The following is a 25,397-nucleotide window of genomic DNA, read 5'->3' on the forward strand; positions in this document are numbered from 1 at the left end:
AATTTATATTATCAACTATTCCAAGTTGTTTAGAAGGAATTATGTGAAATGGAGGAGACGAATTGACGAAAGTAACGATTATAGCAGGCGGACATTCCGTCCAATCTCGATTAACCGGTGTTTTGCATCATGTTCAGCAGCATTTAACGATCAATGGAATCGATGTACGTATCATTCAAGTTCACCAGCTGCCTAGCAGCGCACTAATACGTGCGGACTTTTCAAACGAAGAGGTTGTCAAGGCCATTGAACTTGTGAATGAGAGTGACGGTGTCATTGTGTTAACTCCTGTCTACAAAGCGTCATTTTCCGGTATTTTAAAAACGTTTTTAGATTTACTTCCACAGAAAGCGTTACAAGGAAAACCCGTCCTTCCGTTTGTTTTAGGAGGAACCTACGGCCACCTGCTCGTCATTGAATATGCTCTTAAACCGATTATTCATCAACTTGGTGCAACGGTTGTGCAATCTGGCGTGTATGTCGTGGATCAACAGGTCACAAAGCAGGAGTCAGGTGATTACTTACTTGATTCAGATGCCACAAACAGGTTAAACCTCGCATTATCTCAATATCAAAGTCTGATAGGAGGAACAGCCAATGTCGTTCACCCTTAGTATTCTTGATCAAAGCCTTGTCGGTGAAAACGAGAACGCAGAGACGGGCATTCAGCATACTGTCAGATTGGCTGAAGCAGCGGATCAGCTTGGCTATCACAGGTTTTGGGTGTCTGAACATCACAATAACCCTCAAGTAGCAGGTTCTTCCCCTGAAGCTCTTGCCGGCTATCTCTTAGCAAAAACAAACAACATACGAATTGGGTCTGGCGGTGTCATGCTTCAGCATTACAGCCCGTTTAAAGTGGCTGAAACATTTCACGTCCTCGCATCATTAGCGCCTGGAAGAGTCGATTTAGGTGTTGGGAAAGCACCTGGAGGACTGAACCTATCGACACAAGCTCTTCAGGAAGATTATCAGGCGTCACGGAAGGATTTTTCTCAAAAATTAGTGGATCTCAAAACTTATCTGACGGAACACACAAATGAATTGAATGCTCAGCCCATCCCTCGTTTATCACCTGACATGTTCCTTTTAGGGGGAAGTATAGAGAGCGCTGAATTTGCAGCAAAACTTGGTATCTCCTTTGTCTTTGCCTTTTTTATTAATGGAGATGAAGCCTTATTAAAAGAAGCAAGAGAGACCTTCCAAACATATCAGAAAGCGGGCACCCGCCAGCAATTCCTTCTTGCTATCACCGTTTCTGTAGCCGATGATCCTGCGCAAGCACTCTCACATATCAAACAAAAGGAAACAGTAAAGGTCTCCTTTTCTGATGGAAGAAAGCTGAATGTCACATCGTTAGAGGATGCAGAAAAACTGGTGAAAGAAACGGAGAAGGAACAGTACAACATTCACGTACAAAAAACCGGCTATACCGCTGGCACAAAAGAAACCGTTCATCACAGGCTGACTGAGCTGGCCGAGTCATACGATATCAATGAATTCATCGTGCTGTCGCCGATCGTAAATATTGATGAAAGGATCACGTCTATCACTTTATTAAAAGAAGCACTTGATCAAGAACAAACAAATCAAAAACCAATCAATCAAGAGGTGAACGTCTAATGTCAAACAATCAAAAAATCATATTATGGAGCAAAAATGGATGCAGTTATTGCAAGGACATTCAATCCTACTTCAACGATCAGCAGATCCCTTTTTCAACGATTGATGTCACAGAACATGATGATTACAGAAACATTTTAGAAGCAAAATACGGTGTCCGCTATGTACCTGTAGTTGAGATCAGTCATGATCCCCACGTGTATCAAGCATTGCTGAATCCAGATATCGAGACTTTAAAAAAAGCATTAATCTGACATTACATTTTGAATGGAGGTTTGTCATGAGTCGAGATATTTTTCGCATCGCTACCGAAGAAGATGCGCCAGCTTTTTTAGAATTGCTGTCCAGTGCATTTAAACCGCTTGGGGAAATGGGCATCGATTGGCCATCCACGAACGCCACACTTGAAATGGTCACAGAAAACATTACAAAGTCCGCTGCCGTTGTATTAGAACGAGACGGACGGCTCATATCAACCATCACCATACGTTTTCCTTGGGAGAGCACTGAGCCGGTCTCAGGCTATCCATTTGTCTGGTGGTTTGCAACAGCTCCTGATTTAGCCGGTCAAGGGATTGGAAATAAGCTGCTCGATTATGTAGAAAACACCTTGCTCCGGCAGACATATAAAGCGCCTGCTTATACACTAGGCACTTCTGGCCGGAAACACCCTTGGCTTTTAGAGATGTACGAACGAAAAGGATATACAAAATATATTGAACGCGAGGCTGAAAATGGAGATTTAGGTGTTTTGATGTATAAAGTGCTTATCCCTGAACGCTTTGATCCAGCCATTTTAGGGGCACCACCCGCAGAAGAAAAAGTCGAAACGACTTCTACATAGGAGGTGATTCAACGTGGGTGAGTTTTTCAAATGGGAGTATGTGGTCACACTTTTTCCTAAAGTATTATCAGCCCTTCCAACGACCTTGCTGATTGTTTTATTTGCCACTTTGATTGGCAGCTTTCTTGGATTCATCCTTGCTTATTTTCGAATTGAGCGCATTCCTGTCCTGCATCAACTCAGTGCAGTCTATGTCTCATTTATTCGCGGAACGCCTATCCTGGTTCAAATGTTTATTGTCTTTTATGGTCTGCCAGGTGTGCTCGCAGCAATTGGCCTTGATATCTCCATGTGGAACAAATTGATCTTTCTTTATATTACATATGGACTCAATACAGCTGCCTACTTTTCAGAAATATTCCGATCAGCCTTATCAAGTGTCCCAGCATCTCAATATGAAGCGGCTGCCTCAATTGGGCTGACGAAATGGCAGATTTATAGAAGAACGCTCATTCCTCAAGCAGCAAGAATTGCGCTCCCGAATATCGGCGTGGCCATTGTGAACTTATTACAAAACACCTCCCTCGCCTTTACACTAGGCGTGATGGATATTATAGGAAAGGTCCAAACATTAGGGGCTTTATACTATCGCGTATTAGAAGGATACTTTATTGCTGCCGTCATTTTTATTATGTTAAGTATGCTGCTGGAAAAAGCGTTTGATCTATTGGAAAAACGGATCAATACGCCGAAAACGAGAAAACAGCGTCAGACGACATTCGTTTCCTTAAAGAGACCTGAAACGGCCTTCACTGTCGAAAAGCGTGCGAAGTAAAACGAGGAGGATTTCACATGAAAAATAACAAACGATTCAAAAAACCTTACATCATCGGTCTGCTTACACTTGGTTCATTGCTGCTTGCTGCCTGCGGAAATACAGAACAATCGAATGAAGTCAAAGCAGAAGCAGCGAATAATGATCCAGATGCGAAAGAAATCATCGTTGGCACAGGGAACGCTTATCAGCCTTTCGTTTACTTAGATGAAAACGGTCAACTAACAGGCTATGAGAAGGCTGTATTAGATGAAGTGGATCAGCTGCTTCCACAATATAAGTTTAAATATGAATCCTTCGAATTTAAAAATATTCTGCCCGCTTTAGATGCTGGTAAAGTAGATCTCGCTGCCCATCAATATGAAATCAATGATGAGCGCCAGAAGAAATATCTATTTGGAAAAGTTGGCTACACAGATTATACAAGCTATGTGGTTGTTGATAAAGCATCCGGTCATGATTTTCAAAGCTTAGACGATTTGGCTGGACACAAAGTGCACACCTCTACAGGAAGTAATTTCGCTTATCTTTTAGAGCAATATAACAAAAAGCATGATCGGAAAATTGACATTGTCTACGGAGATGGCGGAAACGAAATTCTCGTCAAAAACCTTCAAAATGGCACAGTCGATGCGGCATTGCTCACAAAGTATGACGTCAACAAACTAAACAAACAATTCAATGCCAATCTAGTCACCTCTGGAAAACCTGTAAACGTATCTAAAACATATTATCTATATCAAAAAAACAATACAAAACTTCAAAAAGACATTGATCAAGCATTACAAAAACTGATCGATAACGGCAAGCTCGCTGAATTGTCTAAGAAAATATTGGGCGGAGACTTTACTACATCATAAGAAAGGAGCGATCTGAGTGGATTTTGATGTTGCCTTTATGCTGCAGGCCTTTTTAGCCGCACTTCATTATTTGCCAACGACGCTGCTGTTAGGCTTTCTCCCGCTATTATTTGGCTCAGTCTTTGGATTTGGTATTGCCCTTATCCGTTTTTATCAGGTGCCTGTATTGTCTCCATTGTTCAAATGGTTTGTGGCTATTTTTAAAGCAATTCCTGTTGTCCTCATTCTGCTCGTATCTTATCTTCTTTTTTCTGATTCGCTGGATCGTTTGGCTGCATCTTTTTCTCTTCAGATTCGTTTCAGTGATTTGGACAGACGATGGATTGCCATTTTCGCCCTTACTTTATATGCCGTAAGCGGGTTATCTGAAATATTTCGAAGCTCTCTTGCATCTATTCCAAAGGGGCAATTCGATGCTGCTCTATCCGTTGGTTTCACCAGCAAACAGGTTTTACGAAGGGTCATTATACCGCAAGTCTTTCCCATCGCCCTTCCACTTTTGAACAACATGCTGATCAGTTTAATCAAAGCCTCTTCTCTCGTCTCAATGGTGTCTGTGGTCGATATTTTAAACGGCGCTTTAATCAAAGCCAATGTGAACTATCGTTATCTTGAAGCCTACATCGCCGTTGCTCTGATTTACTGGGCACTGTGTGCCTCTATCGAAGCCATTACAGCCTTATACGAGAAATATGGACACAAAAACAAAAGGAGACGATTGGCATGATTGACATCAAACAGGTGCATAAAGCGTTCGGTAAAAACCAGATTCTGAGAGGAATTGATTTAACGGTAGAAAGAGGCGAAGTGGTCGTCATTTTAGGTCCAAGCGGTTCTGGGAAATCAACCTTTCTGCGATGCTTGAATTTTCTTGAGCGTGCGGATCAAGGAGAAATCAGCATTGATCACACGACCGTCAAGTTCAATCAAGCAAGGCCTAAAGACATTCTCGCACTTCGCAGAAAAACCGCCATGGTCTTTCAGCAATACGATCTATTTCTTCATAAAACAGCACTTGAAAACATCATGGAAGGTTTAGTCATTGCCCGTAAACAACCGAAAGATCAAGCCTATGACACAGCTCTCCAATTACTCACAAAGGTCGGACTACTAGAGAAAAAGGATGCCTATCCGCATCAATTATCTGGCGGACAGCAGCAGCGCGTCGGCATTGCACGGGCACTGGCTTTGAATCCAGAAGTCATTTTGTTCGACGAACCGACCTCAGCATTAGATCCCGAGCTTGTAGGAGAAACGCTTGATGTCATTAAACAGGTAGCCCAAACCGGTGTCACTATGATCATCGTCACCCACGAGATGAACTTTGCCTATGATATTGCCGACAGGGTCATTTTCATGGAGGATGGGGTCATTGTCGAATCAGGTACGCCGGAAGAAGTCTTTGAACAGACGAAAGAAGAACGTACAAAACAATTTTTAGCGAGATTCTCTTATCACCATTCATAAAATACAAGTCGATCCATGTGGTCGGCTTGTTTCTGCGCAAAATAAAAACCAGTCTGTTCTAGCCATTAGCCATCACACACTGGTTCTTCTCGTTAGTTCAATTCCTTCAACTGATCAATATAAGCAAGAGCCGCCTCAAATTCTTCGTCCGTATAGCGCTGCTTGCTTTTAATGGTGAAGACCTTTTCCTTCACCTCATCTTCTGGCAGGTTATCAAAATATAAAATCGTTGAGACAAGCTCTAGGAAACGGGATGATTGCTCGTTCATCTGCTGCGTCAGCGCTTTGAGGTCAGGCATGTCCACTTCACACTGATCGAGAAACTCTTTCCCATTGTCCGTCAGCGAATAGCGATATTGATAGTATCCGCCCTTTTTTTCCTTCATTTCGTCCAAGAATCCAAGGTTGCACAGCTCTTCAATTCTGAGCGTCAACTCCTCTGAATAGGGGCCATAAAAATGAAAATCGTATTTCTCGTAAAAAGGCAAATCTAGCTTTTTTGCTATGTAAATCATCTTTTGCAGCTTCTTCCGACCAACGATTTCCCCTGATTCAGAGAATACCTTCATCAACTTTGCATGCTCTTTCAACAAATTCCCGACATCTCCTTTTTCAGTACTTCCTTATCCCAAACCAAGCAGCTTCATGATCGCCTTTTTTTCTTCAGCTTTTTCCGACATATCTACAATTAAGTCCATCGGGAAATAAAGTTTATGATCGGTTCTTCGTTTACCGGAAATGGCGTCAACAATATCTGACTGTCTCGACAGTTCTTTAATATGACCGCTTTGCGTCAAAAGGTGGATTGGCAGCCTCTCTTCTTCCTCGCCTGGTCTGTAGAAGTCATAGGGCAAGTCAGAGGAAGAATCGACCACTAAATAATAGTCAGGATCAATTCCTGCCTCCTTGAACAAGGCGGTCAGCTTGAAATATTTCGTCATTTCTTCATTTGGATTAAACTCTGTATATTGGAACAATCGGCGGTTCATAAAACGGCGGCACAAATCAGCCAGCACGTGATCTTCTTCATCTTCCCACGCCTGAAAATAAAATAAGACAATGGATTCATCCAGCTTAATATAGTCCTCTGTGGTGACATTCCCCTCAAAGATTGAATAAAAGTGAACGGGGGCGTGTGTGAAAATATAACCCGTTTCATGCAGCTCTTTTGCACGGTGAAGAATTTTCGTTAAAATGACTTCCGCACTGCGTGTCACTGGGTGGAAATAGACTTGCCAGTACATTTGATAGCGGCTCATAATATAATCTTCAACCGCATGCATCCCGCTCTGCTTCATCACAATCTGATCTTCTCTCGGGCGCATCACACGTAAAATACGTTCCATATCAAAGTGGCCGTAGCTGACGCCTGTATAGTAAGCATCACGCTGCAAATAGTCCATTCGGTCAGCATCAATTTGACTTGAGATCAAACTGACCACCTGCTTGTTTTGATACGTTTTGGCAATGACTTCAGCCACATGCTTCGGGAAATCATCACTCACCCGGCGGAGCACTTCATTGACTTCCGTCTGCCCTAAAATAATATCTCTTGTAAACGATTCATGGTCTAAGTGGAAGACCTTTTCAAAGGAATGAGAAAATGGACCATGTCCGAGGTCATGAAGCAAGGCTGCACTAAGTACAAGCTCGCGCTCCCCTTCATCCCATTCAGGCCGCCCTTTAAACACATCATCCACAATTCGTCTCACAATCTCGTATACACCGAGTGAATGATTGAATCGGCTGTGTTCTGCACCATGAAACGTCAAATAAGTAGTTCCTAGCTGTTTAATTCGTCTCAGGCGCTGAAACTCTCTTGTTCCTATTAAATCCCATATTAATGCATCCCTTACGTGAACATAACGGTGTACAGGATCTTTAAATACCTTTTCCTCAGATAATTTCCCTTTTGGATACGCCATCGTTTCGTCCCTCTTTTTTTAAGACGTGTTTCTATTATATCGGGTAATTTTCCCCGAAAACATCCTTGAATTTGCTGGTGAATGTGTTCTCAAAGATTGCACGGACGTAAAAAGCCCGACCTGACAGGGACGGACCTCTTTTTAGGTCGACTGAACACATTCAGTGACATTTATTTGACTTTTTTTTGAACCTTTTCGAGTAATTCATCTTCTGTTGGTGCGGATAATGGGCGATTGTTCACAAACGCAAAAGCCTTTTTTCGTCCTGGACCACAATAGGATTGACAGCCGATCTCAATTTTTGCATCAGGATCAACCGATTTGAGTCGAGGCAATAACGTCTTTAGGTTCGTCGCATCACAATCGTCACATACGCGAAACTCATTAGCCATGGTCTTACGCTTCCTTTCAATGATGATACTTCATTCTATATGAAACAGTTGGACAGCCAATCGTGAATAATATACCACCCAACATTGTACATCGAAGCGGCTGGACTTGCAAGACGCTTTGCCGCACCAATCCCGTGCTTACATAAAAGCTAGTATTTTCCACTATCCTTTTAGCAAACTTGTATAAACCTTCTTGAACTTGGCTAATCTAATACCATCAAATCATATGGGGGTTTAAACACATGTCAAAACAAAGACAAGATGCTTGGTCAGAGGAAAATGATCTCCTCCTGGCAGAAACCGTCTTACGTCACGTCAGAGAGGGCAGCACGCAGCTAAATGCGTTTGAAGAAGTTGGAGACAAGCTGAACCGCACCTCAGCGGCATGCGGATTTAGATGGAACGCTGTCGTCAGACATCAATATGAAAAAGCGTTGGCACTTGCCAAAAAACAGCGAAAACAACGGATGCGCGCACTTGGCAATGGCCAGCCTGCGAAAAAACGATTACTTTATCAGCCGCAAGTAGAAGAAACGGTGACTCAAGAGGAATTCTCACAGGAATTGGAGCCAGCAAAGGAAGAAACATTTGCACCAGCAGCTGAAACGGCTGAACAGCTTCAGTTTGTGGATCAAAGCTACAATGAAGAGTTAGCTAGTTTATCACATTTATTGTCACAGGCTGCTCCTGCCCCAAATACCGCAGAGAAAAAGCCGGAAGCAAATCCATTTAGGCAGCATCAAGAATTAACCATCGACGATATCATTGATTTCTTACGCCGTTATGAAGGCGATGGTCAGCAATCCACTGCCTTACGTATGGAAAACAGCCGCTTAAAACGAGAGAACAATGAGCTTTCTCATAAAGTCTCGCAGCTAGAAGCTGAAGTGAAGAAGCTTGAAAAGGATCAGCTCACGATTCAAGAAGATTATGAAACACTCGTGAAAATTATGAACCGTGCAAGAAAACTAGTTTTATTTGAAGAGGACGATAGTGCCGCACCAACCTTTAAAATGGACCGGAACGGCAACCTTGAAAAAATGGCAGAATAACAAAAAGTGCTCCCCGCCTCGGGAAGCACTTTTTAAATGCCCAAAAATAGCATCACACTAAAAAGGACATTGATCAAAAACACAAACATAAAAATATACCTGACCTGCCTTACCTGAAAATCACCAAACATAAAAATATAAAGACCTGCAATGCCAAGTGTCAGGACAGGCTGAAGAAATGGCACTAAAAGCGAAATGCCGTAGCCGGCTCCCATGATGACAGGAAGCCATAATAAATAGAGGTAACCGCCGTTTTTGGACTTCAAGAAACCACTCCCTCTCTTTCTTCTATCTGCTTGATTTCAGGCTGAACAAACTTGAGTCCGGCCATTGTGCGGCCGCGTTTTTGTGATGTCCAGACTGCAATCGCCGGCTGATCTGTGAGAGATTCTGTGTCAATGGTGATCAGCACTTTCTCATGTAATTCAATTGAAGCTTCAGACTCGATTTTGCACCCAGATACACTAATATCATGTATGTTCACCGGCACCTTCTCTTCTAACCGGCCCTCATAGGACAGCGTGCCTGTCACGCTTTGCAACGGTCTTCTCACCCATTTGCGCCGCAAGGCCCTTGGTACTTTCTCCGTTTCTCTTATAAAGCGGAGAAATGTCCGAACAGCATAGGATTTTTTCTCACGATCCGTTATCGATACATGCTCTCGTGTGAATAAGAAACGGATCAATGATAGGTACTCTGATTTTTCTGTATCAGTAAAAGCAACACCAACCATCAGCTTGTCTCCCTCTGGATGGCTCCAAACCACATCACACGCCACACTTTGATCCTCTGAAAAGAACAATTGCATTTGCCCTTGATTTAAAGAAGAAGCTTGATCCAATGGAATGGATATACGCGCACCTGAATCACTCATGTCTAGTAGAAAACAAGCAATCGATTCATCTTGACGATCAGAACAGAGCTGCCCCTCTTTTTCTATGACAAACCGCTCTGATTTTCGATAACGTGGACGATCAAACGCCACAATCAGTGCCATGAATAGACCTGCACCGTTATAAAGCACCCAAAAAATATTAATCAACGTGAGATCAGCATTCATCGTCCCATTTACCTTCATATCGTATCCTATTTTCACAAGGACAAGCAATGAGAGCAGCAAGAAGATCAAATGAGGAATCATCGTTTTCAAATGAAAATGTCTCTTGTCCGTTTGAATTCCCTTCGGCGTGACAAGGAATTCAACCCTCTTCTTCAAAAACAGCTCACTTAAAGCTACACCAGCCAGATGGAATGCCATAGAACTTTCGTAAATATGACTCCAAAACATACTTCTTTTTTGATTCGACACCAGTTTAAACGCTAAATACGAACTAAAGAACGCCGGCAGCCAAAACATGAAAATGGACTGGAAATCGGCCCAGAAACTTTGAATACCAAACAATAAAAACAAAATCGGTGTAAGAATGTAAATCATTTTAAATAAACCGTTAAACCAATACACAATGCCATCTAAATAAAGAACTCGCTGCATAAGCGTTAAGCCGCGAACCTTCAATGGATTAAACTTACGGGCGCACTGAATGTTCCCTCTCGACCACCGGTCTCTCTGCTTTAACAAATCAAGCCAGCTTTCAGGTGCCAGACCGACGGCTAATACTTCTCCGACAGACACAGATTTGAACTTCCCTTGGAGAAGCATTCCGGTCGCCATGTCTTCTGTAATCACTCCAGTAGCAAATCCGCCAATTTCCTCTAAGGCCGTTCTTCTAAATACAGTATTACTCCCGACATACATCACCGCATTGAACCGATCCTTACCAGCCTGGAGGGTTTGCATGAAGAAGTCCTGTTCATTTGGAATTCGATCCTTCGAGAACATATTATATTGGAAAGGATCTTCGTTATAAAATGCCTGTGGAACTTGAACAAACGCAGTCGCTCCATCATGAAAGTAAGGCACTGTCTTTTCTAAAAAGGCAGGAAGGGGGACCATATCAGCATCAAGTGTGAGAATCAGCTCCCCATTCGTTTGAGACATCGCATGGTTTAAATTACCCGCCTTAGCAAACTTGTTATCTGTTCTTGTCAGATAATGAACGCCAAACTCAGATGCAAGCTGCTCCACAGACTCCCTCTTGCCATCATCACATAAATAAATATGGACGCTGTCTTTTGGATAAGAGAGATTCAAACAGCCTGCAACCGTGCGTTTCAGCACTTCAATCGGTTCATTATATGTAGCTATGAAAATATCAACTGTTGGCAGCCTGTCAAGATCACTGATCGTGACTTGTTTCCGATTTGAAGGCTTCCAAACAAGTGTATAAAACACAAGCAGCTGTAAAAATCCAATACATTCACAGGCAACAAGCAAGATGCCCATTATCATATTAAATGTACCTTCATGCGGCAGTGTAAAGAAGAGACGCCAGCAAATATAGGCAGCATTTGTTAACACACAGAGCACAATGATGATTTTTTTAACAGTAGAGGCAAGCGGCTGAATCCGATACATCACATACAACACAGACAAAACACAAAGCATAAACAGCGGGTAATACGTGGTGAATAATGACAACAAATTTACCTTCTTTCTTACGCCATAAATGACTATCACATATAAAATTCCATAACAAAGGAGGGGATTTTTTCATCACATTGCCCCTCCAAATCTATTCAAGCAGCCAAATCAACTATTATTTCCATAACCTATCTAATTGATTTGAATAAAAATCAATCGCTTTTCGATAACTTAAAATAGCAGGATCTTTTGTCGTTTCAGTTAAACAGTTCAGTAATATTTCCATCGCTTTGCTATGTTCCTTTAAATTATACAAAGTCATGGCATAGAACGTTTGAATGGCTTTGTTGTCCGGATAAGTTTCCATCCCTTTTAGGAATATCTGTTTTGACTTTTCATATTCTCCTAAAGTTCTGTATGTACTTCCTAACCCTAGTAAAGCGTCTTCTAGTTCTTCTGAAGACAATCCTAACTCAATGGCCCTTTCATAAAAAAAGACAGCTTGCCTTTCCTCTCCTAACAGGTCATAACTCCAGGCACATTGATAATGAATAGAGGCATCGTCTGGATACTCCTCTGTAAGATGAGACAGCAATTCATTTGATTCTTGAAGATGTCCACTTTTTCGAAGTTCAATGGCTTTTTCAAGCTTTGTTTCCATCACTTCACCTCTACTCTTTTCAAGATAAAAAGACTGATATTTACGAAAACACCTTTTCATTCCGCTCAATCATCCGCGTCATGTTTTTCTCAAATTCCAGCTGTTCTTCTGCATTCAGGCCCGAGGCTGTCAGCTGATCACTAAGCTTTTGAAGCTCCTCTAGTAATAAACGCATAAGAAGCGTACAATCAATCGGTTCACCGATTAATTCTGATAAGGATGCCATCGTATCCGGCTGTATATCAGGAAATACTGCCTTCACTTCTTGCCGTTTATCCTTTAAGGCGGCATCATAAAAACGGCGGATCAAGTCGGCACGTTCACGCCCGCTTCCATCTGCACACAAATAAATTTGCACAGCGACCCCACCGCGTAATCTACGCTGAGAAATGCCTGCAAATTTCTTTCCATTGATACTTAAATCGTAGCTGCCTGGACAATAAGAGCCGACTATTTCATAGGCTTCAATGTCCACATCATACATAGACAGCATCCGGCTGATCAATTCCACCATCGCATCATATCCGCGGTCAATATCAATGCCCTTCTTTTGTTCCGCAAAGATTAAAGACACATTCAGTACACCTTCATCCAGCACCACAGCAAGACCGCCTGAGTTGCGCACAATCACACGATATCCCTCTTCCTCAAGCAGCTTTACGCCATCTTGGAGAAATGGAAGTCTTGTATCCTGAATCCCAAGCACAATCGTATTGTGATGCACCCAAGAACGGGCTGTCGCTGGTGAAAGGCCCTTCCCCACCGACGCGCAAAGCGTATCATCCATCGCAAAAGATTGCTTCGGGTCCACATAAAGACCAAGACTCGACTGATCGATAATTCGCCATTTCGGCTGTGTCAGTAACTCAATAGGTTCATTTTTCATCTCCTGCATATCCTCTCGTTCATAAACTGTGTTTATTATACCATGGGATGAATGGGGGGAGAATGCAAAAAAGCTCTATGACATTTGGCGTCACAGAGCGTTTCAGTTGGATGATTTGGTTTTCTTGTTCTTGCTTTTCGAGATGAAATAAACAATTGCAATTAAAACGACAGGAACCCCAACCACGAGGCATGCAGCGATCAATGTATTCCACGGCAAATCGATCATCTCCTTAATAGACTAAACTTCTATGAAACAGCCCTCATTTACCCAGCTAAACAAGTCTTCAGCGACCAATTCCGCATGCTGAGGGTCCATCACACCAGCATCGACGATCCACACTTTTTTCTCCTCTTCAGCCAGCCGCATGAGAAATACTTGCCCGCCGCCATCGTCGCCAATGGCTACATATCCGCTTGCATATTGCTGAACCTCCCATGTTGCATTTCGTTCCGCAATGTCCTCAGTGCCGTATAGAAGCACCTCACCGCCAATGGAACATCCATTTGTATGTTTCAGCAGTTCCTTATAAACATGGGGCAGCAGCATGTTTAGCTGGGATTCTGCCTCTTTGATATGTATGTCACTGGCTGGTTTGTTCACGTGCAGATGTGGGATTTGGGGTAAATTGATCATTTTTAAGGCCTCCTCTATTTTAAGTTGCTGATTTTTTCATCACCCTTTTATACAAACGAAGAAGCATTTTTAAAAGAAAATAGAAAATGACCACGTCAAGTATAAAACCCCACAATAGAAATTCAAAAGCATGATGTCCGTGCAGAACTAGCCAATCAATAGGGAAACCGCGATAATCAGCATCTGAGTAAGAAACTCCTCTCAGCAAAGCTGTTCCTATAACAATCAGAACACTGATACTTAATAGCCAGTTGGATGTTTTTTTGTTTTTGTGTTGTTTATGTTCCATAGGCATTCCTTTCTCTGTTTTGCTGCCCGATACAAGACTTGATTCCAGTACTACAGACAACCGTCCTATCTATGACAGCATTTCTTTAAGCAAACTCTCTGCTTTATGTAATTCATCTAGAAAGGGGTTTAGATAGTCATTATAACTATCCATATAAGCTCTCACCCCGCCAACGATCAAAATCTTTTGGAGATCTTCATTGTTCTGAATGATCCTTTGTGCATTTTTATATCTTTTGTATATTAATTGGAGAACACCTTGATTGATTTCTTGTGGATATTCTTTTTCTAGGATGTTGATGACGGTTTGGATTTGTTTCGTTAGTTGTTGTTTTTTGTTCATTGAACGCTCCTAAAGAATCTGCAATTTTTATTCTCTTATCAATTCAACAAGCCATCCCTTAGTGTATCTGATCATTATCGTTCTTAAGCAGGTATATCGATTCAACTATTATTATATTTCAAATAACCCTTAAAAGTTTATAGACTTTCAAGGGTTTAAAGACATCATCTCTTACTAATAAATATCAAGTCGTTGACAATTAAAACTTATAAAATCGCCTTCATTTATATCTCCTGGTAAATTGTTATCCAATTCTAATAAAAGTCCGCCTACTCTCACTTTTTCATCATGCTTATCAATTAATTGTCCTAAGAAACTATAGCTAAAATTATCATCTAATTTTTCAATTCTATACTCTGACAATTCAGCTTTCACTAGGTCTGACACATCTAAACAATAAATAGGCTCTAATAGTTCACTTTCTTCAAGGTAATTTAATGGTTGAGCAAAACACATTATTTCCAGTTCACCATCTGTTACAATCACTTCAGCTTCTGAAGCTTCTTGTGAAATCCAGTTTATTTTTTTTATTTTCAATACGATCACCCTTTTTTACTTCTTTGTTTTTATCCCTAAACTTGGTGCTTTTTTAGAAAGTTCTTTAACCGATTTTATATGAAATGTGGTAATATTCCCTGTTTTTCTATCAAGCCCAACAAAACCATATTTTGCACTTCCCTTTCCACCAACAAGCCTCACATAACCATTCAGTTCTGGTACATATTTCCCCTTCTGAATAACGTGATTTGCATCTTTAAGGTAATTTTTGATATTGTATTGATTTTTACCCATTGCATCCATTATCTCTTTACTATGCTTTTCATAATGAATAATAGCTTGATCACCTTTGAATTTAATCAGGTCACCCGCACCCTTAGCCGTCTTCTCAACCCTCTTCACATTCTTCCCTTGATCCAACCTAAAAACATATTTCCCAACCTTCACTATTTTCGTTATTGGGATGATAGAGGCGGCGGATAGAGCTTGGTCTGTGCTGCTGATATTTTGGCTGGTTTCTGGGTCTTTGCCAGTAACCGCTCGGTAGCCGTCGTAGATGCCGCTGTATTCTAAGATGATGTTTTCAGTGGTTGAGACGACTTCACCGTCTAATATGCGTTTAGCGTTGCCACGGCTGCGGCTTTCTGGAATTTTGTCGACTTCTTCTATTCTTATTTCGCCGTTTGCGATATACGTTCGGATGATTTGTTTATTGGCGTAAACGGTGTATCTTCCACCAATAAAATCAATATCCGACGGATCCGTGACGACTTCATCTGCGATGTCGAATTCTTTTAACTTTTTAATGTCTTTTACGTTGTATAGTCTACCATTTATGACTCTGATGTCTCTATGAATCTTGTTTTTCCCGTTCACAGCTTCCTTTTGTAATGTTGTAAGCGATGGATCGTTTGCTGTGACTTGTTTACTGATGTTTTTATGGTTGTCATTCCGAACAACCGTCTCCACATTCGCCTGTTGTTTCTCTTTCAGTTTCTTCAGCATGATCATCAATGGATTGTCTTTTGGGTTGTCTATTTTATTCTTCAATCCACTGATGGTGCTGCTTACTTTTTCTTCTTTTCCATCTTTGAAAATAGATCCTTTTTGATAGCTTGTGATGTCGATTTTTGGGCCGGTGAACATGGTACTTAAGGTGTCGATGTATTGCTTCATTGTTTGAAGGGAGCTTTTGGTTTCATGTAAAGCACTTGTCTGCTCCCTGTCAAATGCATGAAGAAGACCAATAGTTTTTGATGTCTCAAGCCATGCCTTTTGATAGTTCTGCTGAAACACTGATTCGTCTACATTTGGCAAATGAACAATATGACCAACTCTGCCGATGGCATGGTTTACCTCTGATACAATTTCAGAAATCGTTTGTTCAGCTTTTTTTAAGCCTTGATCAAGATCATGTTCAATAAATGCTTGTGATATATAGCCGTGCTCATTTGATTCTAGCGCGCTAAGAGCCTGCTTTGTGTTTTTCAATGCAGCGCTATATTCCTCAATGACAACCTGAAAGAATTGCAAGAAGGGAATATGGCATTCTGTATAAAAGGCGCGGATGGCTTGTCCCGCCTCTCCCTTTAGTGCGCCATCGAGTGAGATGATGTGATTGATTTGTTTTTCGAGGGAGCTGATTTGCTGTGACTGCTGCTTTAACGCATTCAGCGTTTGATCTATTCCGTTTATTAGCGCAAAGGCGTCAAGGGTTTTCATTGCGTTCTCCTTTATTTTCTTTTACTGCTGGAAGCAAGCGCCTTGTCCGTTTCAATCATGGTGTTCACCGCTTGTTCTGTTTGTACAAGCTGTTTCTGAAGAATGCCTATATAGGATGTACTTAATTCGTTCAGCTGCTGATTGATCTTTTCTAATGTGTCTGCCGTCAGGAGATGATTTCTCCCTTTGATGGTGGTTGGAAGGGCTGCATTCTTTTGAGCGCCTGATTGCTTTGCATGCTGTAATACTTGTTTGACCTGACTGGCATCTATTTTAATTTCTCTCGTCATGTGACTACCCTCTTTTTTCTTCCAGTTGTTTCTGCTTTTCTTTCTCTATTTTTCTTTCAACCGAATGAATTTCATGTTCTAACGAATGGATATCCGATGTTAAATCACTGATTTTCTCATTGATTCGATTTAATAGATTGGTTAGCTGTACACCTTTTATTTCCTGACTGGCGGAAGCCATTTCGTCTCGAATGTCATCAAACGTGTCTGCCAAATGGCCAAACCATGTATGTGATGTCAGGTCTGGATGTGTGATTTTTTTGCTGGCATCTGACAGGGCCCATTTTGCCTCTTTGATTTCTTTTCGGCACATATTGAGTTCGATGATTTGTTCTTTTTTGATAGATATATCTGCCTTTAATGAATACAAGGCTGCTTTATATCCGATGATTGCTCCAGATATGGTCAAACACCTCTATTCCTTAAATAGTCCTCCGTTATGTTACCATTTACTAGCACAAGAGGCATATGATTGAAAGTGAATTTACCAAAAAATGAATCGTACGTATTGGGTTTTAATACCTATTTCTCGCGCGCAAAAAAGCTGGATTCATTTACTGAACCCAGCTTTTTATTGCTTATTTGAGCGATTCACCTGCTGATGCAGATGGATGATCGCTAAATGAGGTGTCTTTCTTTTCAGGAATATAATTTAGAGAGAAACCAACAAGACTGAAAAAGGCACTTAACACCAATGTTGGGTTTTTGAATAGGTTCGTACTTGCAATGATCATATCTCCCTTTTGCAAAAGAATCCCTAGTATTTGACCGAATACCAACAGGGCTCCTGACGTTAAGAACAGGACAAGCAGCACTTTAAATAAAAATTCCATCAATGCTCTCATGTGTTTCTCCTTTCTATACTGGAAGTATTCCCATTCCGATGAGCCAGCCAATTCCTACGATCGGCAGCATATAGTAGAGAATCAGCGGTATAAACGTTTTCTCCGGTCTGGCTCCTGCAAGACCAGAAGCAATGAAAATTGATCCTGATGCCGGTGGGGAAGCGCCTTCTGTTGATGAAAAAGCAAGAATGGCGACAACAGCCACAACTGGATCCACTCCGACTGAGACTAAAGCTGAAAATGAGACAAGTCCAACAGCTGTTAATGTGGCTGTAGAAGATAATGGTCCAGCCACCAGCGTGACAAGAATACCCACAATGAGCACCATGAGCCATTTCGGAATGGTAAGCACTGATGTGATTTGCGTCAAATCTTCTGCCAATCCTAATTCAGCAAGCACCTGACTAGCAGCAACAGCAAACAGCATCAAGGCACCGATCGTTGTAAACTTAGGTATAGCCGACTTGAAAAACTGAGACCAATCTAGTGCAGACGCCTTTTTTCTCCCAATTGTTAAACTAATCAACATCATGAGAATCGGAATCCACGTAATTAAAGAAATTTGATCCATTGCCTCTGGTCCAATGTTTGGATTACTTTTCAAGTAGTTTGCCAGCGGACCTATCGTGACAATGATAGGAATCAAGGCACCGAAAAAAATAAAGATCGACTTCCACCCTTGTTTCACAGCTTCCCTAAAAGGAAGAATATCATCTGGCGGCATGGCCTGAATTTTATTCTTTTTCACCAGAATATACACAAGAATAAATCGGTATACGACTTGATACAGTCCTCCTATTAATAGGGCAATATATAAATCTCCCTCAGATACAAGGGCTGCAATTGGTGCAAACCCCAGCATGATAAACATTGAAGAGTTCGGAGGCAGTGCCGCCCCAAGTCCGCCATTCCCTGCTAAAATGGTCGCTGTATGCGTTCGGCTCCAGCCTGATTTAATCATCCAAGAGGCTGTGATAGAGCCAGTGGCCGCTGTGTTTGCAGAATTTGAACCTGAAAGAGCACCTAAGACTGCTGAACCTAACGTACTCATATAAGCCGCTCCACCGGGAAGTTTTCCTACAACCGAATTTAAGATTCGCAAGAGTGCATGAATTAATTCCAGCTTTTCAATTAAATAAGCCATGAATACAAATGCGACAGCTGCATAGAGCACCTCATATGTGGATGCAAATTTTAATCCATCCCAGAACAGTCTTAATGCATCCAATCCGCCAAATAATGTGGTTGCAATAAAGCCTAATAGCATGGCTTCTCCCATATTCCGCTTCACGACGACATTCCATATAATGATGACAGCTATGAATACAATCAACGCAATAAAACCCATATCGTTTTTTCGCCTCCCCTTCGTTAAATAAAACGCTTACAATTTATTACCCCTGCTGCATCACGTCAATGACTTCTTCCCAGCTGGCCGGCTTTTTCCCATTAAACCGTTCAGCGAATTGAAAGTCTGCTAATCTCTCTAGCTTCTGTTGTGCTGCCCGAGACATACTGGCATCAACCTCTGCTTCATCCAACATTTCAATAGAGCCAAGAAGCTCGATCGCGCGTCTTTTCGCATGAAGTGCACTCCCTGTCACAAGACGGTTCATGGTCTCTTCAAAACTTTTGCTATCCATTGTATCGCTAAGTGAAGAAATCACTTGATGTTCCACGTTGTACTTTTTTGAAATTTCCAAAAATTCAACCATGAGACCAACGATCCCCTTCATATAAACGCTTCTGATCAGCTTCAAGGCCGAAGCATCTCCTGGCTGTTCACTGATTTTTGTGATATTCATGCCATAAGCATTCATTACTTTCATGAATTGGTCAGTTCCACTTCCGCTTGCCGTGATCGGAACCTTGTGTTTGTTAACTGGAAGAGGCCCTAGCATGGCAGCATCTACGAATAGAGCTTTTTGCTTTTCAATTTCGTTTGCCACTTGTTTTTTGATGTCTGGTGTTGATGCCGATACATCTACATATACTTGATTCTCTTTCAAACTTCCCGAGACGGATTGGGCCACTTCTAAGGTTTTATTCGCTGGCACAGCAGCAATCACAATATCAGATTTCTCAACGACTTCGCTAATACTGCTGGTTAATTGAACTCCTGTCTGCGATGCTTTTTCTTTCAACGCACCAGACAATTTCTCATTTTCTAAAAGTACATCATACGCATAAAATTGATCTAATCCTTCTGTTTTCAATCCCGTTGACAACTCATATGCAGCTTCTCCATATCCAATAAAGCCTATCTTCATCACCGATTCTCCCCTATCCCTGATATTTTTTCATTCTGCCTTCCAGCCATGCCGGTGCTAAGAGACTGATGTCTTGCTTTCCTTCGTCCACATACTGTTGAATCGTTTGTAATCTTTGATTTTCATACGCTTGTTTCTCTTCCGCTAGTGTCAGCAGGTGTTCCGCCTTTTCGTTTGGTACGATGACAACTCCATCATCATCAGCAATGACTAAGTCACCTGGTGCTACTTTGACACCGCCGCACGAGATGATTTGATTTAATTCCCCAGGACCATCTTTAAAAGGTCCATTTGGCATAAACCCCTTACTGTATATCGGAAAAGCCAGTTCCTCTAAAGCGAGTTTGTCGCGAACAAGCCCGTCAATCACGATTCCTTCTATTCCTGCAGCCTTTGCTACACCTGCCATCAATTCCCCTAAATATGCATGACCCTTATGGTCTTTTCCATCAACAATCAGTACATCTCCTTCTTTCGCAGAGTAGATCGCTTGATGTAGAAATAAATTATCCCCTGGCCGTAAGCTGACGGTAAAAGCTGTACCTACTATATTCATGCCTCTTGCAACTGGTTTGATTTGATGATCCATCGCGCCGGTGCTTCCCATCACATCTGCCAGCAAGGTCGAGCTCAGTTTTTTTGCCCGATCTATTAGATCATTTGACACGAATTGAACAGTACCCATTGTTTCCATCATCCCCTTTGAGTTATATTCATTACATTTAATTTTATATAAAGTAATATATATTACTTTTGTGATAAGATCATACCATCTCATTTTTATTTAGTAAAGCGCTTTCAGAAAATTTTAAAATAAAAAAATGAGTCACCACACGACTAATGTGTTGTGTGATAACTCATTTTCGTTAACATATGATTGATTTGATCTAAACGAGGTTTTGTCCTTTCAGGCTCATTAATGGCTAAGGCACTTAAAATGTAATCTACGATAAAGATAGCAGATACGACAGAGTTATGAGAGCCCGCACTTGCTGAGGAACATGGTAATACATATTGTGCATACTTGGTTAGTGGAGAGCTGTAGCTGTCTGTAATTAAAAGCACTTCCACCCCATATGACTTCGCTGCCTCCAGCAAATCCTTTATACGCTTTGCATAGCGAGGATAGCTGACCGCTATAATGAAATCATCAGATTGAAAATGAACGAGTTCGTCGACCCAGTCACTTTTGTCTGCATCAATATATTGACAGTTCCCCAGTAGGCGATTGATTCCTTGTGACAGATACTCTCCAACAGGTCTTCCACTTCGGACACTTGTACACAGAACCTGGCGGGAGCTGGCTATTTTTTCAACAATATGCTGAAAGGTTTCTTCTGTGATATTGTCTAAAGCGTACTGGATATTTTGAAATTGCAGCTCGACATGATTATGCAAAAGCTTACTTTTATTTGAATGCTTGAGGTTCGCTTCAAGTCTCGTTTGAGGGGCAGCTTTATGCTTCATATTTGATTGAAGCTCTTTTTGAAGCTCGGAGAAACCGGAATACCCTACAGCAGCAGAGAATCTCATGATGGTCGCTGTACTCGTCCCTACTTTTGACGCCAATTTATCTACTGTTAAAAACGCGACCTCCATTGGATTTTGCACGATATAATCTGCAATTCTCCTTTGTGCCTCGGTTAATCCCGCGACCTTATGCTGAAGCTTATGTATTAAATCGTCCATTATAGCACCTGCCCATTCTAAATTCTATCGGCTTTATCTACGATCAAAATTTTTTCTTTTCCCCCTATATTGTACACATTTGTCATCAAAAAAACAGCCAGCACGAATCTATCGTACTGGCTGCCTTTGTCGAGATCATTATAGTGCTTGAGCTGCTGTGATAAGCGCAAGGTTGTAAACGTCTTCGGCATTACAGCCTCTTGATAGATCGTTTACTGGCTGGTTTAAACCTTGAAGGATAGGACCTACAGCTTCAAAGTTACCTAAGCGCTGTGCAATTTTGTAGCCAATGTTTCCAGCTTCGAGGCTAGGGAAAACAAATACGCTGGCGTCGCCTTTGATGACGGAATCTGGCGCTTTTTTCGCTGCTACTGAAGGAACGAAAGCTGCATCGAATTGGAATTCTCCATCAAGTACAAGCTCAGGTGCCTTTTCTTTTGCAATGCGAACTGCTTCAGATACTTTTTCTGTTTCGTCTGATTTTGCCGAGCCTTTTGTAGAGAAGCTAAGCATTGCCACACGTGGTTCGATATCAAACATTTTGGCTGTGTTTGCACTTTCGATCGCAATTTCAGCTAGATCTTGGCTGTCTGGAGCAATGTTGATTGCGCAATCAGCAAACACATATTGCTCTTCGCCGCGAGCCATGATGAAGACGCCAGATGTTTTCTTTACGCCTTCTTTTGTTTTAATGATTTGAAGTGCTGGACGCACTGTGTCAGCAGTTGAGTGTGCCGCACCGCTCACAAGTCCGTCTGCAAGACCTTTATACACAAGCATTGTACCGAAATAGTTTTCATCTAGTAATGCTTTTCTTGCTTGCTCTTCTGTTGCTTTGCCTTTACGTCTTTCTACGAAAGCTTGTACAAGCTCTTCAAAACCTTCATATGTATGAGGATCATACACGTCAACACCATCAAGTGTAAGACCTAATTCTTTTGCTTTAGCTTCAACTTCTTGTTTTTTTCCTACCACAATTGGCTGCAATACTTTGCCATCTGCTAGTTTTTGAACGGCTGTTAGAATGCGTTCGTCCATTCCCTCAGGAAAAACGATCTTTACTCCTTTACCTGCAACCTTTTCCTGAACTGTTGAAAAAATATCTGCCACTTCAATACCCTCCTTGATTTTACAAAAAAAGCGTTCTCTTTTAAGCATACTCTTCTTCTACCTAAATTCAAACTACCAACTTATATTATAGCGCTTACAAATTAAATTCTTATTTTTCAAACTAATTTAATCAATTTTGAGAAAAGCTGTTTTTCTCGTTCAAGTTTTGATCACATCTCCATTTGGACAAACTATGTTATAGTTGGAACAGATGGAAAACTGTTAATAGGAGTGAAAGAAATGAGCGAACAACATACAACAAATGAAGCAGCTCAAACACTAGATGGCTGGTATGCGCTGCATGATTTTAGAACAATCGACTGGACAGCTTGGAAGCTGCTGACAAGTGATGAGCGCCAAGCCATCATTCATGAATTCACAGGTCTATTGGAAAAATGGAAAACAGCTGAGCAAGATAAAGCTGGAAGCCAAACAATCTATAGTATTGTCGGCCAAAAAGCAGATATTATGCTCATGATTTTACGTCCGACAATGGAAGAACTAGGTGAAATTGAACTCGAATTCAACAAGACACGACTAGCAGAGTTTACGATTCCAGCTTATTCTTATGTTTCAGTTGTTGAGCTCAGCAACTACTTAGCAGGAGGCGGCGATGGGGGAGATCCTTACGAGAACCCGCATGTACGTGCTCGCTTATATCCAGAGCTTCCTTCTTCTCAATACGTGTGCTTCTATCCAATGGATAAAAGACGTTCTGGCAATGACAACTGGTACATGCTTTCTATGGATGAGCGTAAATCTCTTATGAGAAGCCACGGTTTAATTGGCCGAAGCTATGCTGGAAAAGTAAAACAGATCATTACAGGTTCTGTTGGTTTTGATGATTATGAGTGGGGCGTTACACTTTTCTCTGATGATGTGCTTCAATTTAAAAAATTGGTTTATGAAATGCGCTTTGATGAAGTCAGTGCACGCTACGGCGAATTTGGTTCCTTCTTTGTTGGAAACCGATTAGCAAACGAGCAGCTGGCGTCTTATTTCCATGTATGATAAAATCTTAAAGCTTCGGATCTCTCCGAAGCTTTTTTATGTATTTGTTTAGAAAGGTGATCACATCATGAAAAACTTCCCCATCGCTATTTTTGCGTTAACGCTCGGTGCGTTTTCGATTGGCATGACTGAATTTGTCATCATGGGACTTTTACCAAATGTCGCAAACGATCTTCATGTATCAATTTCTGCTTCAGGACAGCTGATTACTGGATATGCACTTGGTGTCGCAGTTGGCGGACCTATTTTAACGTTATCGACTGGAAAAATGTCGAGGAAACGTCTCCTCATTCTGTTAATGATTCTTTTCGTTGCGGGAAATGCTGCTGCCGCTGTCTCGACCTCTTATGGTCTATTAATGGCCGCCCGTATTTTAACGTCATTTGCTCATGGAACCTTCTTTGGCGTCGGAGCCATTATGGCTGCACGGCTTGTGCCTAAAGAGAAAAGCGCAAGCGCGATCAGCTTCATGTTTACAGGACTGACAGTTGCCAATGTACTCGGTGTGCCGTTCGGTACCTTTATCGGAAATCAATTCGGCTGGCGTATGTCTTTTCTAGTCATTGCCGTCATTGGGCTCATTTCCTTAATTGGTATCATCAGCTTAGTCCCAAATCAGTCGAAAGAAGAAGTACTCGATATTCGAAATGAAGTATCCGTTTTGAAAAAACCACAAGTACTCGTTTCCTTTGCAATGACCATCTTTGGTTTTGCTGGTGTATTTACAGCCTTTACGTATATCAGCCCAATCTTGCTGCAAGTCACTGGCTTTCAGGAAAATGGGGTGACGCTCATCCTTGTCCTATTTGGACTTGGGGTCACTATCGGAAATTTAATTGGCGGAAAGCTTGCTGACTGGAGGCTGATGCCAAGTATTATGGTGACACTGATCCTGCTCATTGCTGTCCTGTTATTGTTTACAGTCACTTCCGAATTCAAAGTGCCTGCCGTGCTGACCATTTTTGTTTGGGGAATCATTTCATTTATTCTTGTTCCTACCTTGCAATACCGCACGATGAACATGGCACATGAAGCACCGACACTCGCATCAACGCTCAGCCATTCTGCCTTTAATATTGGGAATGCCGGCGGTGCAGCGCTTGGCGGTCTTGCTATCGAAATCACACATTTACAGCTTGTTCCGTTATTTGCTGCAGCTGTGACATTTATTGGTCTTATCATTACAATTATGAGCTATCAGTCAGATAGACAAACAAAAAGGACCTGAGTCAGGTCCTTTTTTATTTCACCACGGTCATCTCTGGCTCTTCTATTTGTTTCAAGCGTTCCTGAATTGGATGGGAAAAAGAGTGCTCTGACAAGACAATATGGGAGACGGTTTTTGTAAATCCAGACACTTCTTGAATAAAGGCTTCAATTTCTTCAAGAGAAGAAACTGACAGCTTAATGAAAAAGCAAGACTGCCCTGCCACTCGATAAGCAAAAAAGGCGCGTGGATGCTCATTCATAAAAGTCACAAAACGCTGATACTCCCCATTTAACACCGTAACTTCCAGCAGGCAGTCAATCAGAAGCCCTAATTTTTTATAATTGACCTGAACAGAATACCCTTCGATAATCCCTGCATCCTCTAATTTACGTACTCTTTCTGCTACCGCAGGTGCTGATAAATTCACTCGTTTGGACAATTCCCTCATGGATAAGCGGGCATCTTCTCTCAATTCATTTAAAATATGCACATCTACATCGGTGATTTTCATTCGTACC

General features: G+C 41.6%; 32 protein-coding genes. 11 read left to right on the forward strand and 21 right to left on the reverse strand.

Annotated features, from left to right (window positions below):
- Positions 1–62: 62 nt before the first annotated feature.
- From ssuE to MHI23_RS17415, 8 genes are read left to right on the forward strand one after another with little or no spacing between them, the layout of a single operon-like run.
- Entirely contained in the window at positions 63–614 is a 552-nt protein-coding gene (ssuE, locus tag MHI23_RS17380; protein WP_034621840.1) for an NADPH-dependent FMN reductase, read from the forward strand.
- Positions 598–1,623 carry an LLM class flavin-dependent oxidoreductase gene (locus MHI23_RS17385; protein WP_039182208.1) on the forward strand — a complete coding sequence of 342 codons (1,026 nt, stop codon included), beginning with the start codon at positions 598–600 and terminating at the stop codon, positions 1,621–1,623. The genes ssuE and MHI23_RS17385 overlap by 17 nt, the downstream gene beginning before the upstream one ends.
- Positions 1,623–1,877: a glutaredoxin family protein gene (locus MHI23_RS17390; RefSeq protein WP_025093857.1), complete on the forward strand. Its 255-nt coding sequence runs from the start codon at positions 1,623–1,625 to the stop codon at positions 1,875–1,877. The genes MHI23_RS17385 and MHI23_RS17390 overlap by 1 nt, the downstream gene beginning before the upstream one ends.
- A 26-nt stretch (positions 1,878–1,903) precedes the next feature.
- Complete coding sequence (locus MHI23_RS17395) at positions 1,904–2,467, forward strand: GNAT family N-acetyltransferase (protein ID WP_039182213.1); 564 nt, start codon at positions 1,904–1,906, stop codon at positions 2,465–2,467.
- 13 nt (positions 2,468–2,480) lie between these two features.
- Positions 2,481–3,242, forward strand: a complete 762-nt coding sequence (locus tag MHI23_RS17400) for an amino acid ABC transporter permease (protein ID WP_171464761.1) — start codon at positions 2,481–2,483, stop codon at positions 3,240–3,242.
- Between the two features lie 17 nt (positions 3,243–3,259).
- Positions 3,260–4,102: a transporter substrate-binding domain-containing protein gene (locus tag MHI23_RS17405; RefSeq protein ID WP_171464762.1), complete on the forward strand. Its 843-nt coding sequence runs from the start codon at positions 3,260–3,262 to the stop codon at positions 4,100–4,102.
- A gap of 16 nt (positions 4,103–4,118) precedes the next feature.
- Positions 4,119–4,829: an ABC transporter permease subunit gene (locus MHI23_RS17410; RefSeq protein ID WP_025093854.1), complete on the forward strand. Its 711-nt coding sequence runs from the start codon at positions 4,119–4,121 to the stop codon at positions 4,827–4,829.
- Positions 4,826–5,569 carry an amino acid ABC transporter ATP-binding protein gene (locus tag MHI23_RS17415; protein WP_024426377.1) on the forward strand — a complete coding sequence of 248 codons (744 nt, stop codon included), beginning with the start codon at positions 4,826–4,828 and terminating at the stop codon, positions 5,567–5,569. Before MHI23_RS17410 ends, MHI23_RS17415 begins: the two co-directional genes overlap by 4 nt.
- Positions 5,570–5,661: 92 nt before the next feature.
- On the opposite strand, the gene MHI23_RS17420 is transcribed toward MHI23_RS17415, so the two are convergent.
- The 3 genes from MHI23_RS17420 to MHI23_RS17430 form a co-directional block, all read right to left on the reverse strand.
- A complete protein-coding gene (locus MHI23_RS17420) occupies positions 5,662–6,162 on the reverse strand; it encodes a YwgA family protein (protein WP_024426378.1) in 501 nt (166 codons plus the stop codon).
- 30 nt (positions 6,163–6,192) lie between these two features.
- The gene (locus MHI23_RS17425; protein WP_007497716.1) at positions 6,193–7,494 is read right to left on the reverse strand and encodes an HD domain-containing protein; all 1,302 of its coding nucleotides are present in this window, start codon (positions 7,492–7,494) and stop codon (positions 6,193–6,195) included.
- Between the two features lie 170 nt (positions 7,495–7,664).
- Complete coding sequence (locus MHI23_RS17430; protein WP_003215259.1) at positions 7,665–7,886, reverse strand: DUF1450 domain-containing protein; 222 nt, start codon at positions 7,884–7,886, stop codon at positions 7,665–7,667.
- A gap of 242 nt (positions 7,887–8,128) precedes the next feature.
- Here MHI23_RS17430 and MHI23_RS17435 point away from each other — a divergent pair, with 242 nt between their 5' ends.
- Positions 8,129–8,938 (forward strand): RsfA family transcriptional regulator, encoded by an 810-nt coding sequence (locus MHI23_RS17435; RefSeq protein ID WP_024423774.1) that lies wholly within the window; start codon positions 8,129–8,131, stop codon positions 8,936–8,938.
- A gap of 32 nt (positions 8,939–8,970) precedes the next feature.
- Here MHI23_RS17435 and MHI23_RS17440 read toward each other — a convergent pair whose 3' ends face one another.
- The 17 genes from MHI23_RS17440 to pta form a co-directional block, all read right to left on the reverse strand.
- Positions 8,971–9,204 carry a DUF5970 family protein gene (locus MHI23_RS17440; protein WP_024426379.1) on the reverse strand — a complete coding sequence of 78 codons (234 nt, stop codon included), beginning with the start codon at positions 9,202–9,204 and terminating at the stop codon, positions 8,971–8,973.
- A complete protein-coding gene (locus MHI23_RS17445; protein WP_342492125.1) occupies positions 9,201–11,477 on the reverse strand; it encodes a glycosyltransferase in 2,277 nt (758 codons plus the stop codon). The genes MHI23_RS17440 and MHI23_RS17445 overlap by 4 nt, the downstream gene beginning before the upstream one ends.
- Before the next feature lie 118 nt (positions 11,478–11,595).
- Positions 11,596–12,081 carry a tetratricopeptide repeat protein gene (locus tag MHI23_RS17450; RefSeq protein WP_125585832.1) on the reverse strand — a complete coding sequence of 162 codons (486 nt, stop codon included), beginning with the start codon at positions 12,079–12,081 and terminating at the stop codon, positions 11,596–11,598.
- Between the two features lie 40 nt (positions 12,082–12,121).
- Positions 12,122–12,967 (reverse strand): lipoate--protein ligase family protein, encoded by an 846-nt coding sequence (locus tag MHI23_RS17455; RefSeq protein ID WP_024423778.1) that lies wholly within the window; start codon positions 12,965–12,967, stop codon positions 12,122–12,124.
- Positions 12,968–13,207: 240 nt separating this feature from the next.
- A complete protein-coding gene (locus tag MHI23_RS17460) occupies positions 13,208–13,621 on the reverse strand; it encodes an SMI1/KNR4 family protein (protein ID WP_255290970.1) in 414 nt (137 codons plus the stop codon).
- A 1-nt stretch (position 13,622) separates the two neighbouring features.
- A complete protein-coding gene (locus MHI23_RS17465) occupies positions 13,623–13,892 on the reverse strand; it encodes a hypothetical protein (RefSeq protein WP_098677143.1) in 270 nt (89 codons plus the stop codon).
- Positions 13,893–13,961: 69 nt separating this feature from the next.
- Entirely contained in the window at positions 13,962–14,234 is a 273-nt protein-coding gene (locus MHI23_RS17470; protein WP_098677142.1) for a hypothetical protein, read from the reverse strand.
- A 174-nt stretch (positions 14,235–14,408) separates the two neighbouring features.
- On the reverse strand, positions 14,409–14,771 hold the full coding sequence (locus tag MHI23_RS17475; protein WP_034621921.1) for a hypothetical protein: 363 nt from the start codon (positions 14,769–14,771) through the stop codon (positions 14,409–14,411).
- Positions 14,772–14,786: 15 nt separating this feature from the next.
- Positions 14,787–16,454 (reverse strand): T7SS effector LXG polymorphic toxin, encoded by a 1,668-nt coding sequence (locus tag MHI23_RS17480; protein WP_098677141.1) that lies wholly within the window; start codon positions 16,452–16,454, stop codon positions 14,787–14,789.
- An 11-nt stretch (positions 16,455–16,465) separates the two neighbouring features.
- The gene (locus MHI23_RS17485; protein ID WP_098677140.1) at positions 16,466–16,744 is read right to left on the reverse strand and encodes a YwqI/YxiC family protein; all 279 of its coding nucleotides are present in this window, start codon (positions 16,742–16,744) and stop codon (positions 16,466–16,468) included.
- A 4-nt stretch (positions 16,745–16,748) separates the two neighbouring features.
- Entirely contained in the window at positions 16,749–17,147 is a 399-nt protein-coding gene (locus MHI23_RS17490; protein ID WP_024426388.1) for a DUF5082 family protein, read from the reverse strand.
- Between the two features lie 175 nt (positions 17,148–17,322).
- Positions 17,323–17,589, reverse strand: a complete 267-nt coding sequence (locus MHI23_RS17495) for a hypothetical protein (RefSeq protein ID WP_024423787.1) — start codon at positions 17,587–17,589, stop codon at positions 17,323–17,325.
- Positions 17,590–17,602: 13 nt separating this feature from the next.
- Positions 17,603–18,937: a TRAP transporter large permease subunit gene (locus MHI23_RS17500; RefSeq protein ID WP_024426389.1), complete on the reverse strand. Its 1,335-nt coding sequence runs from the start codon at positions 18,935–18,937 to the stop codon at positions 17,603–17,605.
- 46 nt (positions 18,938–18,983) lie between these two features.
- Positions 18,984–19,859 (reverse strand): prephenate dehydrogenase/arogenate dehydrogenase family protein, encoded by an 876-nt coding sequence (locus tag MHI23_RS17505; protein WP_342492126.1) that lies wholly within the window; start codon positions 19,857–19,859, stop codon positions 18,984–18,986.
- A 13-nt stretch (positions 19,860–19,872) separates the two neighbouring features.
- Complete coding sequence (locus tag MHI23_RS17510; protein WP_212051263.1) at positions 19,873–20,544, reverse strand: RraA family protein; 672 nt, start codon at positions 20,542–20,544, stop codon at positions 19,873–19,875.
- 152 nt (positions 20,545–20,696) lie between these two features.
- Positions 20,697–21,548, reverse strand: a complete 852-nt coding sequence (locus MHI23_RS17515) for a MurR/RpiR family transcriptional regulator (RefSeq protein WP_024426392.1) — start codon at positions 21,546–21,548, stop codon at positions 20,697–20,699.
- Positions 21,549–21,686: 138 nt separating this feature from the next.
- On the reverse strand, positions 21,687–22,658 hold the full coding sequence (gene pta / locus MHI23_RS17520) for a phosphate acetyltransferase (RefSeq protein ID WP_024423792.1): 972 nt from the start codon (positions 22,656–22,658) through the stop codon (positions 21,687–21,689).
- A gap of 240 nt (positions 22,659–22,898) precedes the next feature.
- On the opposite strand from pta, the gene hemQ reads away from it, so the two are divergent.
- Both hemQ and MHI23_RS17530 read left to right on the forward strand, forming a co-directional pair.
- Positions 22,899–23,669 (forward strand): hydrogen peroxide-dependent heme synthase, encoded by a 771-nt coding sequence (gene hemQ / locus MHI23_RS17525; RefSeq protein WP_024423793.1) that lies wholly within the window; start codon positions 22,899–22,901, stop codon positions 23,667–23,669.
- A 67-nt stretch (positions 23,670–23,736) separates the two neighbouring features.
- Positions 23,737–24,897 carry an MFS transporter gene (locus tag MHI23_RS17530; protein ID WP_044331002.1) on the forward strand — a complete coding sequence of 387 codons (1,161 nt, stop codon included), beginning with the start codon at positions 23,737–23,739 and terminating at the stop codon, positions 24,895–24,897.
- A gap of 13 nt (positions 24,898–24,910) precedes the next feature.
- Here MHI23_RS17530 and MHI23_RS17535 read toward each other — a convergent pair whose 3' ends face one another.
- Positions 24,911–25,390, reverse strand: a complete 480-nt coding sequence (locus tag MHI23_RS17535) for an Lrp/AsnC family transcriptional regulator (RefSeq protein ID WP_025093842.1) — start codon at positions 25,388–25,390, stop codon at positions 24,911–24,913.
- Positions 25,391–25,397: the final 7 nt, after the last annotated feature.

Source organism: Bacillus sp. FSL M7-0003 (assembly GCF_038628485.1).
GTDB lineage: Bacteria > Bacillota > Bacilli > Bacillales > Bacillaceae > Bacillus > Bacillus safensis.